Here is a 12,980-nt window from a genome sequence, read left to right on the forward strand (position 1 = left end):
AAGCGGAACAACGGGGGGCGGCGACTTGCGATGGGGGAGAACAGGCTGATCCGGGAGCGATACCGGCTGATCGAGCTGATCGGCCGTGGTGGCATGGGCGAGGTGTGGCGCGCCGAGGACGAGGCGCTGGGCCGCAAGGTCGCGGTCAAGTGCCTCAAGCCCATGAAGACCTCCAGCGACCCCGCGCACTCGCGGGCGATGGAGCTGCGGTTCCGCCGCGAGGCGCGGGTCGCCGCCTCGCTGCAGCACCGCGGCATCACCGTGGTGCACGACTTCGGCGAGGACGACGGGGTGCTCTACCTCGTCATGGAACTGCTGGACGGCCGCAACCTGCTGCAACTGCTGGAGGACGGACAGCGCATCCCGCTGCCGGTGCCCGACCTACTGGACATCGCCGAGCAGGTCGCCGCCGCGCTGGCGTACACCCATGCCCAGGGAGTGGTGCACCGGGACCTGAAACCGGCCAACATCATTCGCGTGCCCGACGGCACGGTGAAGATCTGCGACTTCGGTATCGCCCGGCTCGGCCACGACATCGGCTTCACCTCCCGGCTGACCGGCACCGGCATGGCGATGGGCACCCCGCACTACATGTCGCCCGAGCAGATCGCAGGTGGCGAGGTCGACCACCGCAGCGACCTCTACTCGTTCGGCTGTGTGCTCTACGAACTGGCCACCGGCGCCCCGCCGTTCGACATGGACGACGCCTGGGCGGTACTGGTGCGGCACCGGGACACCGCCCCCGAACCGCCGCGCGAGCGCCGCCCCGAACTGTCGGAGCCGCTGGAGCGGTTGATCCTCGACCTGCTCGGCAAGGAGCCGGACGACCGCCCGCAGGACGCCCAGGTGATCGGCAAGCGGCTGGCCGCCATCCAGGCGAGCGCGGAGCGCGCGAGCGAACTGCCCCACTGGGCCCGTACGTTGACCGGTGGACCGCAGGCGATCGGCTGCCGCGGACCCCGCCCGGCAGCCGAGGACACCCCGCTCGCCGGAGCCTGGTACAACGCCGCCTGGGCCGCCCGGCCGCGGCACGCCGCCGATCCCGAACTGCTCGCCGTGCTGGCCAGTCGGCACAACGCGGCCCTGAGCCTGGGCAGGCTCGGCCGCTGGAGCGAGGCGGTGGAGGTGCACCGCGCCGTCGCCCAGGCCCGCGAGGACGCGCTCGGCGCCGAGCACCCCGAGACGCTGGCCAGCCGCTACGAACTGGGCTTCGCGCTCAGCCGACTCGGCCTGGCCCAGGAGGCGCTGAACGAGTACGAGCGGGTGGTCGCCGCCCGTAGCCGGGCACTGGGCGCCGACCATCCGCAGACCCTCGCCGCCCGCCAGGAGACCGCGTTCGCCCTCGGCAGGCTCGGCCGCCACGAGGACGCCCACCAGGTCTACACCGAGGTGCTCGGCGCGCGGGAGCGCACCATGGGCGCCGAGCACCCCGACACCCTGCGCTGCCGGCACAACCTCGCCTTCAACCTCGGTCGGCTCGGTCGGCTCCAGGAGTCCTACGAGACGGCCCGCGATGTGGCCGCCGCCCGGTCCCGGGTGCTGGGCGCGGGGCATCCGGACACCCTGGTCACCCGCTTCGAGGTCGCCTACACCCTCGGCCAGTTGGGCCGCTGGGAGGACGCGCTCGCCGAGTACCGGGACGTGGTCGCGGCCCGCTCCGCCAGCCTCGGTCCGGACCATCCGGACAGCCTGGCCGCCCGTTACGAGGTCGGCATCTGCCTGGGGCGGCTCGGGCGCAGTGAGGAGGCGCTGAAGCTCTACCGGGATCTGGCCGCGGTGCGCGCGCGGGTCCAGGGGGCCGAACACCCCGAGACGCTGCGGGCCCGGCACGGCATGGGCGTCAACCTCGGCAGGCTCGGCCGCTGGAAGGAGGCGCTCGCCGAGGCCCACCAGGTGTACGAGGCCCGCGCCGGGGCGCTGGGCGCCGAACATCCCGACACCCTGGTCAGCGGGCGCGAAGTCGCCGTCGCGCTGGGCTGGTTGGGCCGCTGGGACGAGGCCCTGGGCATCTACCGCGTGGTCGCCGAGGGGCGGGAGCGGGCGCTCGGCCCCAACCACCCGGACACCCTGACCAGCCGCAACGACGAGGCGCACTGCCTGGAGCAACTGGGCCGCGGCGCCGAGGCGGTGGACCTGTACCGCAGGGTGGCGGCGATCCGCCGGGAGTACGCCACCACAGCCACCTAACGAACTGACGCTACGTCAGAAAATCTCTTCCCCTTGTCGGTGGTGTGCGGCATCCTGCCCCCCATGGAGACGGAGCTGAGCCAGCGGCTGGGCATCGAGTACCCCATCTTCGGCTTCACGCCGTTCCCCGCGGTCGCCGCGGCCATCAGCCAGGCGGGCGGCCTCGGCGTACTGGGCGCGGTGCGCTACGGGGCCGCCGACGACCTCGCCCGCGACCTCGACTGGCTGGACGCGCACACCGCAGGGCGGCCGTACGGGCTCGACGTGGTGATGCCCGCGAAGAAGGTCGAGGGCGTCACCGTCGCCGAGATCGAGGCGATGATCCCCGAAGGGCACCGGCGGTTCGTCAAGGACACCCTCGCCCGCCATGGCGTGCCGGAGCTGCCGGTCGGTGAGCAGTCCGGCTGGCGGATCACCGGCTGGATGGAGGAGGTCGCCCGCCGCCAACTCGACGTCGCCTTCGGCCACCCGGTCAAGCTGCTCGCCAACGCACTGGGGTCGCCGCCGCCCGATGTCATCCAACGCGCCCACGCCAACGGCGCGTTGGTCGCCGCGCTGGCCGGCAGCGCCCGGCACGCCCGGCACCACCAGGAGGCGGGCATCGACATCGTCGTCGCCCAGGGCTACGAGGCGGGCGGGCACACCGGTGAGATCGCCACCATGGTGCTCACCCCTGAGGTGGTCGCCGCGGTGTCCCCCCTTCCGGTGCTGGCTGCCGGGGGCATCGGCAGCGGCGAACAGGTCGCCGCCGGGCTGGCACTCGGCGCCCAGGGCGTGTGGCTCGGCTCGATCTGGCTCACCACCCGTGAGGCGGAACTGAACTCACCGGCGCTCACCCGGAAGCTGCTCGCCGCCGGGTCCGGGGACACCGTCCGCTCCCGCGCCCTGACCGGCAAGCCCGCCCGCCAGTTGCGCACCCGCTGGACCGAGGCGTGGGACGATCCGGCGACCCCGGATCCGCTGCCGATGCCGCTGCAGGGGCTGCTGGTCGCCGAGGCGGTCTCCCGCATCCAGACGTACGAGGTCGAGCCGCTGCTCGGTACGCCCGTCGGCCAGATCGTCGGGCGGCTCAACACCGAACGCCCGGTCCGGGCGGTCTTCGACGACCTGGTCCGTGGCTTCGAGCGGGCCATCACCCGTGTCAACCGGATCGCCGGACGTGAAGGAGGTCGCCCCCGATGACCACGATCGCCAACAGATTCTGGGCGCAGGCCGCACAGGACCCGGACCGGACCATGCTGGTCGCTCCGGACGGCGAGCGGTGGAGCGCGGGGCGGCTGCACGCCGCCGCCAACGAACTCGTGCACGGTCTACGGGCCGCCGGGCTCGGTACCGGTGACGCGTTCGCCGTCGTACTGCCGAACGGCGTCGAGTTCTTCACCGCCTATCTCGCCGCCGCGCAGGCCGGGTTCTACCTGGTGCCGGTCAACCACCATCTGGTCGGGCCGGAAATCGCGTGGATCGTCGCGGACTCCGGGGCCAAGGTGCTGATCGCGCACGAACGGTACGCGGAGCAGGCACGGGCCGCGGCCGACGAGGCGGCGCTACCGGCAGGCCAGCGGTTCTCGGTGGGCGGTGCTACGGGGTTTCGGCCGTACGCCGAACTGCTGGACGGGCAGCCGTCCACGGCGCCGCCGGGTCGTACAGCCGGTGGGGTGATGAACTACACCTCGGGGACCACCGGAAGGCCGCGCGGGATTCGGCGTCCGCTCTCCGGGAGGCCTCCGGAGGAGACCCATCTCGGCGGATTCCTCGGCTTCTTCGGGATCAAGCCGTTCGACGGCAACGTGCATCTGGTGTGTTCGCCGCTGTACCACACCGCGGTGCTCCAGTTCGCGGCGGCGGCACTGCACATCGGGCACCCCGTGGTGGTGATGGACAAATGGGCGCCCGAGGAGATGCTGCGCGTCATCGACGCTTACGGGTGCACGCACACGCACATGGTGCCGACGCAGTTCCACCGGCTGCTGGCGCTGCCCGACGAGGTCAAACGGCGGTACGACGTGTCGTCCATGCGGCACGCCATCCACGGCGCCGCGCCGTGCCCCGAACACATCAAGCGGGCCATGCTGGAGTGGTGGGGGCCGTGCGTTGAGGAGTACTACGCCGCGAGCGAGGGCGGCGGGACCTTCGCTCCCGCCGCCGAGTGGTTGAAGAAACCGGGCACCGTCGGGCGCGCCTGGCCGATCAGCGAGATCGCCATCTTCGATGACGCGGGGAATCGGCTACCGCCCGGGGAGTTGGGGACGGTTTACATGTCGATGAGTACCGGAGGGTTTCGGTACCACAAGGATGAGGACAAGACCCGGAAGAACCGGATAGGGGACTTCTTCACGGTGGGTGACCTCGGGTACCTCGACGAGGACGGCTATCTGTATCTGCGCGATCGGAAGATCGACCTCATCATCTCGGGTGGGGTCAACATCTACCCGGCCGAAGTGGAGGCCGCGCTCCTGACCCACCCGGCGGTGGCCGACGCGGCGGTGTTCGGCGTGCCGCACGAGGACTGGGGGGAGGAGGTCAAGGCGGTGGTCGAACCGGCTCCGGGTGCGGTCGCGGGGGCGGAGTTGGCGGGGGAGCTCATGGCGCATTGCGGGCGGGTGTTGGCGAAGTACAAGTGCCCCAAGTCCGTTGACTTCGTCGCGGAGATGCCGCGGGACCCCAACGGGAAGCTCTACAAGCGGCGGCTGCGGGGCGATTGAGCGCGCTGTCTGTGTGCGGGTCGGGGGCGGGGGCTGAGTGGTCATTTGGGTTGCGGGGAGTGCGATCCCCTTTGGGCTGCTGCCGGTTGGGGGTCGTCTTCCGTCGCGTGCCTGCCGAGTCCACGCCGGGGCGCCGTCGGGCTGCGCGGCCGTGGACTGACAGCACCCTGGGGGGCGAACTTGCCGTTCATCGGCGTCACCCTCGTCGGCCTGGTCCTGGCCGCCGGATGGGCCATGAAACACGTCTGGATGGCGAAGCGCAGCAAGAAGTAACCCGTCCAGGTCGACCGGAGGAGCGCTTCATGCTCACGCCTCGCGAAATCGCGTTCGCCACCCCGCAGGATGTCGGCGGCCCGGCTCATTACCGCCGTATCTGCAAAGCCGTCGATCTTCCGCCACTGGCAGATGGCTACGGCCTCCTACTGGCTGTGGATGACGACGGGGCCAAGGTCACCCTGGTCACCGGAGATGTGCAGTACGTCCGCGCGATCGCTTCCGCGGGGCCGGAGACGCTCGCCGGTCTCCTCCTGTTCGGCGAAGCCGCAGAGAAGTTCCTCAGGCGCGACGGCTGGCCCGACGAGTGGATCTGATCGACACCATCGAGGCCCTGCCCGGAAGAGCATCCGGTGCAGGGCCTCATCGCGTCCAGGGCCTATGCGGGCAGCGCGTCGAGGGCTGCGTCCCATGGGTAGGCGTCTACATTGCCGCGCTTCGGGACGTGCGGGCTGCTACGCCCGACGATCAGTCGATCACTTGGCCGCGGATCTGATCACCGTCCGCAGGCTGCGGCACCACTCCCGCGTCTTGGGGCCGCCGCCGTGCTCCGGCCGGGGTGTCACGTGGGGTTGGCCGCGGCCATGGCGATGGCCGCGGCCCAGCGGTAGTCCGCCTTGCCGCTTGGGGAGCGGTGGATCTGGGGGGTGATGACGAGCGTGCGCGGGATCTTGTAGCCCGCCAGGCGGGTGCGGCAGTGGGTCTGCAGGTCGGTGAGGGTCAATGTTCCCTCGGTGTCGCGGAGTTGGACGACGGCCGCCACATGGCTGCCCCAGCGGGGGTCGGGGACACCCGCCACGAGGACGTCGTACACGTGCGGATGAGACTTGACCGCTTCCTCGACCTCCTCCGGGAAGACCTTCTCGCCACCGGTGTTGATGCACTGCGAGCCGCGCCCCAGGACCGTCACGATTCCGTCGTCGTCCACCGTGGCCAGGTCGCCCAGCAACACCCAGCGTTCACCGGACGCGTCGCGGAAGAAGGTCCGTGCGGTTTTCTCGGGGTCGTTGTAGTAGCCCAGCGGGACGTGTCCCCGCTGGGCCAGGTGGCCGGTCTGGCCCGGGGCGACGGGCAGGTGGGTGTCGGGGTCCACCACGGCTGTGCGTGGGTTGACCTTCAAACGGAAGCCCCGGCGCGGCCCGGAGTCGTCCGTCGCGGTGCCGTTGAAGCCGGATTCGGAGGAGCCGAAGTTGTTGAGGATGAGTACGTTCGGGACGAGCGCCTGGAACTGCGCGCGCACCGTGTCGGAGAGGATCGCCCCCGAACTGGAGAGGGTCAGCAGCGACGAGCAGTCGACTCCCTTCACAGGGCCGCCCAGCGCGTCGGTCAACGGCCGCAGCATCGCGTCGCCGACCAGTGAGACGCTGGTCACCCGTTCGCGTTCTATGGTCCGCAGGACTTCCTCCGGAACGAACTTGCGGTGGATGACCACCTTCTGGCCGAAGAAGAAGCCGATGAACGCGGTGAGCGTCGACGTGCCGTGCATCAGCGGCGCGGTGGGGAAGAAGACCAGTCCGTCGCCGCTCGCCGCCACCCGTTCGGCCAATTCCGCTGGCCGCCTGACCGGTTCGCCGGTCGGCGCGCCGCCGCCGAGGCCGGAGAAGAACAGGTCCTCCGCCCGCCACATCACGCCCTTGGGCATACCGGTGGTGCCGCCGGTGTAGATGATGAACTGGTCGTCCGCGGAGCGTGGCCCGAAGTCCCGCTCGGGTGATCCTGAGGCCTCCGCCTGCTGGAAGGAGACGGCGGCCGGTCCCGTCGTGTCGTCGCCGACGCGCACCACGTGCCGGAGCGTGACGCACCTTCCGGCCGCCTTGGCGACCCGGTCGTCGAACTCCGCGTCGTGGATCAGTGCGACCAGGTCCGCGTCCTGGTACAGGTACGCCAACTCCTCCGCGACGTAGCGGTAGTTGACGTTGACCGGGACGGCGCGGATCTTCAGGCAGGCCAGGGCGGTCTGCAGGTACTCGACGCCGTTGAACAGGTGCAGTCCGACGTGCTGGCCCGGGCCGACACCGGCCGCCGCGAGGTGGTGGCCGATCCGGTTGGCCGCGGCGTCCAGTTCGGCGTAGGTCAGTCGGCGCTCCGAGTCGAAGCCGTACACCAGCGCCTCGCGGTCCGGTACGGCGTCGACGACGGATTCGAAGAGGTCGGCGAGGTTGTACTCCACGGCTCCTCCTGACCGGCACCCGGGGGTCCGGCCCCATTAGAGCGCCGTTCGTGGGAGGTGTGAAGGCCTGGGATGAGACCGATCTGACTAAGCGTTAGATTTGCTGTTGAAGGTATTACTGCAACCTGTTCTACTGAGTCCACGACTGGAGGAGATGCCATGGGCGGCACCGAACACCTCACCGTGGAGCGCCTCGGCGCGACACTCGTACTGACCCTGAACCGGCCGGAGGCGAAGAACGCCCTCTCGCTGCCGATGCTCGTCGGACTGTGGGACGGCTGGGTGGAGGCCGACGAGGACGACGCCATCCGCTCGGTGGTGCTCACCGGCGCGGGCGGAACGTTCTGCTCCGGTATGGATCTCAAGGCACTGTCCGAGGGCGGGAAGTTGGACGGGCAGCAGTACCGGGATCGGCTCACCGCCGATCCCGATCTGCACTGGAAGGCGATGCTGCGCCACCACCGTCCCCGCAAACCGGTCATCGCCGCCGTCGAGGGGCACTGCGTGGCGGGCGGCACCGAGATTCTCCAGGGCACCGACATCCGGGTGGCCGGGGAGAGCGCGGTCTTCGGGCTGTTCGAGGTGCGCCGCGCGCTGTTCCCCATCGGGGGTTCCACCGTCCGGCTGGCCCGGCAGATACCCCGCACCCACGCACTGGAGATGCTGCTCACCGGCCGCCCCTACGGCGCGCGGGAGGCCGAGCGCATCGGGCTGATCGGGCAGGTGGTCCCCGATGGCACGGCGCGGGAGAAGGCGCTGGAGATCGCCGAGTTGATCAACGCCAACGGTCCGCTGGCCGTCGAGGCGGTCAAAGCCTCGGTCTATGAGACCGCGGAACTGTCCGAGACCGAGGGGCTCGCCAGCGAACTGCGGCGCGGCTGGCCGATCTTCGCCACCGCGGACGCCAAGGAGGGCGCCCGTGCCTTCGCCGAGAAGCGGCCCGCCGAGTACCGGCGCGCGTGACGGAAGGAGATACTGCCATGCCCCCAGCCCTCAGGGCGCCGCTGGTCGTGGAGTTCCCGTTCACCCGCTCCCTCGGCCCGGTGCAGAGCGCCTTCCTCACCGGACTGCGTGAGCGCACCGTGCTCGGGGTGCGCTGCCGCGACGGCAGGGTGCTGGTGCCGCCGGTCGAGTACGACCCGGTCACCGCCGAGGAGATCCGCGAACTGGTCGAGGTCGCCGCCACCGGCACCGTCACCAGCTGGGCCTGGAACCCCCGGCCGCGCCGACACCAGCCGCTTGACCGGCCGTTCGCGTGGGCGCTGGTCAGGCTCGACGGCGCCGACACCGCCATGCTGCACGCACTGGACGCCCTCGAGGCCGCAGCCGTCCACACCGGGATGCGGGTACGGATCCGCTGGGCCGCCGACCGTAGCGGTGCCATCACCGACATCGCCTGCTTCGAGCCCGATGACGGGGGTGCGGTCGGGGGTGAACCCCGGGTGTTCGGCGGTGAGTTCGCCGACGCGGTGAGCGGGATCGTCGCCCCCGCCCGGCTCGACTACACGTACTCGCCCGGGCGGGCCCAGTCCCGCTACCTCGACGCGCTCGCCGGGCACCGCACCGTCGGCGAGCGCTGCCCGGCCTGCGGCAAGGTCTACGTTCCGCCGCGCGGTGCCTGCCCGACCTGTGGGGTGGCCACCGCCGAGCAGGTCGAGGTGGGGCCGCGCGGCACGGTCACCACGTACTGCGTGGTCAACATCAAGGCGAAGAACCTGGACATCGAAGTCCCCTACGTCTACGCGCACATCGCCCTGGACGGCGCCGACCTGGCGCTGCACGGCCGGATCGGCGGCATCCCGTACGACCAGGTGCGGATGGGGCTGCGGGTGGAGCCGGTGTGGACCGAGGGTGGCCGGTACCCCGACCACTACCGGCCCACGGGTGAGCCCGACGCCGACTACGACAGCTACAAGGAGCTGCTGTGACCCGTGACGTGGCGATCGTCGCCTTCGGGCAGAGCGAACACCTGCGGGACAGCTCGCAGTTGTCCGAGGTCGAGATGCTGATGCCGGTGCTGCACCAGGTGCTGGGGCAGGTGGGCTTGACCACCGACCAGATCGACTTCACCTGTTCGGGGTCGAGTGACTATCTCGCCGGGCGCGCCTTCTCGTTCACCATGGCGCTCGACGGGGTCGGCGCCTGGCCGCCGATCGCCGAGTCCCATGTCGAGATGGACGGCGCGTGGGCGCTGTACGAGGCATGGGTGAAGATCCTCACCGGCGAGGCTGAGACGGCGCTGGTCTACGCCTACGGCAAGTCGTCAGCGGGCGAGCTACGCGATGTGCTGACACGGCAGTTGGATCCGTACTACGTGGCGCCGCTGTGGCCCGACTCGGTCTCGCTCGCCGCGCTCCAGGCACAGTCGCTGATCGACGCGGGCCTGACCGACGAGCGCCAGCTCGCCGACATCGCGACACGGTACGGCGCGCATGACGATGCCTATGCCGTACGGCCGCTGCGCCGCCAGGACTGCCCGCCGATCAGCGACGGCGCCGCGGCCGTGGTGCTGGCCGCCGGGGACACCGCTCGCGGGCTGTGCCCGCGACCCGCCTGGATCCGGGGCATGGACCACCGCATCGAGGCGCACTCCCTCGGGGTGCGCGACCTCGCCGACTCGCCGTCCACCCGGCTGGCCGCGGAGTGCGCCGGGGCCTTCGACGCCCCGGTGGACACCGCGGAACTGCACGCCCCGTTCAGCTCCCAGGAGGCCCTACTGCGCCGGGTGCTGGATCTGGACGACTCCGTGCAGGTCAACCCGTCGGGCGGCGCGCTGGTCGCCAACCCGGTGATGGCCACCGGGCTGATCCGGCTCGGCGAGGCCGCCGCCCGTATCCATCGCGGCCAGTCCGGGCGGGCGTTGGCGCACGCCACCTCGGGGCCGTGCCTGCAGCAGAACCTGGTGGCCGTACTGGAGGCCTCATGAGCAGGGAACCGGTGGCCGTCATAGGGATCGGCCAGACCAAGCACGTCGCCGCCCGGCACGACGTCTCGATCGCCGGACTGGTCCGGGAGGCGGCCCAACGGGCGCTGGCGGACGCCGAGTTGGGCTGGCGCGACATCGACGCCGTGGTCATCGGCAAGGCGCCGGACTTCTTCGAGGGCGTGATGATGCCCGAGCTGTACCTGGCCGATGCCCTGGGCGCGGTGGGCAAGCCCATGCTGCGGGTGCACACCGCGGGCTCGGTCGGCGGTTCCACGGCACTGGTGGCCGCCAATCTCGTCGCCGCCCGGGTCCACCGCACGGTGCTCACCCTCGCCTTCGAAAAACAGTCGGAATCCAACGCCATGTGGGGCCTGTCGCTGCCGATCCCGTTCCAGCAGCCACTGCTGGCGGGCGCGGGCGGTTTCTTCGCCCCGCACGTCAGGGCCTACATACGGCGCAGCGGCGCACCGGAGAGCGTGGGCTCGCTGGTCGCCTACAAGGACCGGCGCAACGCGCTGAAGAACCCGTACGCGCATGTCCGCGACCCGCAGATCACGCTGGAGAAGGTGCGTTCCTCGCCCATGCTGTGGGACCCCATTCGCTATCTGGAGACCTGCCCGTCCTCCGACGGCGCCTGCGCGCTGGTGCTCAGCGACACCACCGGGGCCCGGCGGGCGCCGCGTCCGCCCGCCTGGGTGCGCGGTGGCGCGATGCGCAGTGAGCCGACCATGTTCGCGGGCAAGGACTACGTCTCGCCGCGGGCCGGTCAGGACTGCGCCGCGGACGTCTACCGGCAGGCCGGGATCGGTGAACCGCGCCGGGAGATCGACGTGGTGGAGATGTACGTGCCGTTCTCCTGGTACGAGCCGATGTGGCTGGAGAACCTCGGCTTCGCGGCCGAGGGCGAGGGCTGGAAGCTCACCGAGGGCGGGGTGACCGAACTCGACGGCGATCTTCCGGTCAACCCGTCGGGCGGTGTGCTGTCCACCAATCCCATCGGTGCCTCCGGCATGATCCGGTTCGCCGAGGCCGCGTTGCAGGTGCGTGGGCAGGCGGGCGAACACCAGGTGGACGGCGCCCGGTTGGCGCTCGGCCACGCCTACGGCGGCGGTTCCCAGTTCTTCTCGATGTGGCTGGTGGGAAGCGAGCGTCCCGATGTGTGACCGCAGGGCCGTCCGGCCTCGGTGAACGGCTGTCGGGCACCGCCCGCCCTCGCTAGGCTGGGCCGCGGACATCAATGCCGGAAGGAGCGGACGTGGCTGACAGCAAGACCGGACAGCCCTTGGCCAGCGGGAAGAAGCCGCAACTCGATCTGTCGGGGGCGGTATGGCAGGCCAGCAACCAGGGGAAGGGCGATGTGCAGATCGCCTTCGTGGAGGGCTACATCGCCATGCGTGACGGTCGCAACCCGGACGGCCCTTCGCTGATCTTCACCCCGGCGGAGTGGAACGCCTTCGTACTCGGCGCCCGGGACGGTGAGTTCGACCTCACCTGACCATTCTGGCCAACACCTTCGGCAGCTCGCCCTCATGGACGACGGTGAGCTGCCGGGTGACCCGGGTGACCACCACAGACAGATCGTGTGAGCGCGGGGATCCGCCGGTCGGCGGCGATCACCGCGAGTCCGGTACGGATCGGGATCCCGGTGGAAGGCGGCGAGTTGGACGGGGGTGCCGCCACAGTTCGGCCGGGCCGTACTGCAACTCCTCGTCGTCCAGGGGCAGTTCGAGCTGATCTGCCTGGGCGCGGACCGCGGTGGCATCCTGAGCGATGTTGGGCTTGTCATCGTCCCTGTGCGGGAGAACCGGTCCTTCGACCACTACTTCGGCGCCCTCGAGGACGACCGTGGCTTCGGTGCTCCGCCCCTGTCGCAGATAGCTGACAGGACTGCTTCAATGCGCTGACCCACGGCGGCGGCCCCCTACGACATCGACGCGCACGGTCCGCCCCTTCGGCCCCGCAGCGGTTCATTCACGGTCCAGCCGGGCGGGACGCGGACGGTCGTCCTCAGCGTCGCCCCGGACGGTGGATGCGACTCCTCGTTCACCGCCGACGGCTTCGAGCGGCGGTTCGCGGGACGTACGTACCGTCGGCGCAGCGCGCCCGGCGCACCGCGACCACGTGGGTCAAGGCCGGGGCACACCCGTCGCCCCCGGCGGGGGCGCCCCTCATCCCCGGACTCGCTCGCGCGCCCGGGGCACGTACCATGTGCGCATGTCCTTCCTCCGCCGACGCAGCGCCGCCACGCCCACCGGCCCGGACTTCGACGTTCTGGCCATGGACCCGGGTGACTGGCCGGGCAACCTCGGGGCGGGGCTGCTGCCCGGACCCGACGGCAGCTGCCAGGGCATCTTCCTGCGCTACGACCTGTTCGGCGGTCGCGGCCCCGCCATGCTGATCGGCAACCTGCCGGAGGGCTCGCCCGCCCGCGAGCTGGCCGAGGGACAGGTGCCGTTCGAGGTGGCGCAGCTGCTCGCGGCGCTCGGCAACGACGAGCCGGTGCACGAGGTGGAGCGCGAGGACACCCCGGTGATGCACGGCGACAGCCTGCTGATCGTCCGCCGCATCAAGGTCAGCGAGAGCCGCATCGCCTGCGCCCAGTTCGACCGTAGTGACGGTGTCCAGGTCACCATCGCCACCTGGGACCGGCCGATCACCGACGACCTGTACCAGCTGCTCAAGCCGCTCCCGGCGGAGATGTTCCAGCAGGGCTGAACGCGAA

General features: G+C 70.8%; 12 protein-coding genes. 11 read left to right on the top strand and 1 reads right to left on the bottom strand.

Annotation, left to right across the window (positions count from 1 at the left end; all coding sequences use genetic code 11):
* Positions 1-30 precede the first annotated feature (30 nt).
* From NON19_RS07780 to NON19_RS07795, 4 genes are all read left to right on the top strand, one after another.
* Positions 31-2,187 carry a serine/threonine-protein kinase gene (locus NON19_RS07780; RefSeq protein WP_255925916.1) on the top strand — a complete coding sequence of 719 codons (2,157 nt, stop codon included), beginning with the start codon at positions 31-33 and terminating at the stop codon, positions 2,185-2,187.
* Positions 2,188-2,250: 63 nt separating this feature from the next.
* Positions 2,251-3,369 (top strand): NAD(P)H-dependent flavin oxidoreductase, encoded by a 1,119-nt coding sequence (locus NON19_RS07785; protein WP_255925917.1) that lies wholly within the window; start codon positions 2,251-2,253, stop codon positions 3,367-3,369.
* A complete protein-coding gene (locus NON19_RS07790) occupies positions 3,366-4,889 on the top strand; it encodes an acyl-CoA synthetase (RefSeq protein ID WP_255925918.1) in 1,524 nt (507 codons plus the stop codon). The genes NON19_RS07785 and NON19_RS07790 overlap by 4 nt, the downstream gene beginning before the upstream one ends.
* Positions 4,890-5,191: 302 nt before the next feature.
* On the top strand, positions 5,192-5,479 hold the full coding sequence (locus NON19_RS07795) for a hypothetical protein (RefSeq protein WP_255925919.1): 288 nt from the start codon (positions 5,192-5,194) through the stop codon (positions 5,477-5,479).
* A 245-nt stretch (positions 5,480-5,724) separates the two neighbouring features.
* On the opposite strand, the gene NON19_RS07800 is transcribed toward NON19_RS07795, so the two are convergent.
* Entirely contained in the window at positions 5,725-7,332 is a 1,608-nt protein-coding gene (locus tag NON19_RS07800) for an acyl-CoA synthetase (RefSeq protein WP_255925920.1), read from the bottom strand.
* A gap of 159 nt (positions 7,333-7,491) precedes the next feature.
* On the opposite strand from NON19_RS07800, the gene NON19_RS07805 reads away from it, so the two are divergent.
* The 7 genes from NON19_RS07805 (at position 7,492) to NON19_RS07835 (ending at position 12,973) form a co-directional block, all read left to right on the top strand.
* A complete protein-coding gene (locus NON19_RS07805; protein ID WP_255925921.1) occupies positions 7,492-8,295 on the top strand; it encodes a crotonase/enoyl-CoA hydratase family protein in 804 nt (267 codons plus the stop codon).
* Between the two features lie 17 nt (positions 8,296-8,312).
* The gene (locus NON19_RS07810; protein ID WP_255925922.1) at positions 8,313-9,260 is read left to right on the top strand and encodes a Zn-ribbon domain-containing OB-fold protein; all 948 of its coding nucleotides are present in this window, start codon (positions 8,313-8,315) and stop codon (positions 9,258-9,260) included.
* Positions 9,257-10,258, top strand: coding sequence for a thiolase family protein (locus NON19_RS07815; RefSeq protein ID WP_255925923.1), 1,002 nt, complete (start codon positions 9,257-9,259; stop codon positions 10,256-10,258). Before NON19_RS07810 ends, NON19_RS07815 begins: the two co-directional genes overlap by 4 nt.
* On the top strand, positions 10,255-11,421 hold the full coding sequence (locus NON19_RS07820) for a thiolase family protein (protein ID WP_255925924.1): 1,167 nt from the start codon (positions 10,255-10,257) through the stop codon (positions 11,419-11,421). The genes NON19_RS07815 and NON19_RS07820 overlap by 4 nt, the downstream gene beginning before the upstream one ends.
* A 92-nt stretch (positions 11,422-11,513) precedes the next feature.
* Positions 11,514-11,753 carry a DUF397 domain-containing protein gene (locus tag NON19_RS07825; RefSeq protein WP_255925925.1) on the top strand — a complete coding sequence of 80 codons (240 nt, stop codon included), beginning with the start codon at positions 11,514-11,516 and terminating at the stop codon, positions 11,751-11,753.
* A gap of 175 nt (positions 11,754-11,928) precedes the next feature.
* Entirely contained in the window at positions 11,929-12,162 is a 234-nt protein-coding gene (locus NON19_RS07830; RefSeq protein WP_255925926.1) for a hypothetical protein, read from the top strand.
* A gap of 310 nt (positions 12,163-12,472) precedes the next feature.
* A complete protein-coding gene (locus tag NON19_RS07835) occupies positions 12,473-12,973 on the top strand; it encodes a hypothetical protein (protein ID WP_255925927.1) in 501 nt (166 codons plus the stop codon).
* Positions 12,974-12,980 lie beyond the last annotated feature (7 nt).

The organism is Streptantibioticus rubrisoli (assembly GCF_024436055.1).
In the GTDB taxonomy this organism is placed as follows: domain Bacteria; phylum Actinomycetota; class Actinomycetes; order Streptomycetales; family Streptomycetaceae; genus Streptantibioticus_A; species Streptantibioticus_A rubrisoli.

Coding starts and splice junctions, on each gene's coding strand:
- NON19_RS07780 (WP_255925916.1), top strand. CDS start 31: ATGGGGGAGAACAGGCTGATCCGGGAGCGATACCGGCTGATCGAGCTG.
- NON19_RS07785 (WP_255925917.1), top strand. CDS start 2,251: ATGGAGACGGAGCTGAGCCAGCGGCTGGGCATCGAGTACCCCATCTTC.
- NON19_RS07790 (WP_255925918.1), top strand. CDS start 3,366: ATGACCACGATCGCCAACAGATTCTGGGCGCAGGCCGCACAGGACCCG.
- NON19_RS07795 (WP_255925919.1), top strand. CDS start 5,192: ATGCTCACGCCTCGCGAAATCGCGTTCGCCACCCCGCAGGATGTCGGC.
- NON19_RS07805 (WP_255925921.1), top strand. CDS start 7,492: ATGGGCGGCACCGAACACCTCACCGTGGAGCGCCTCGGCGCGACACTC.
- NON19_RS07810 (WP_255925922.1), top strand. CDS start 8,313: ATGCCCCCAGCCCTCAGGGCGCCGCTGGTCGTGGAGTTCCCGTTCACC.
- NON19_RS07820 (WP_255925924.1), top strand. CDS start 10,255: ATGAGCAGGGAACCGGTGGCCGTCATAGGGATCGGCCAGACCAAGCAC.
- NON19_RS07835 (WP_255925927.1), top strand. CDS start 12,473: ATGTCCTTCCTCCGCCGACGCAGCGCCGCCACGCCCACCGGCCCGGAC.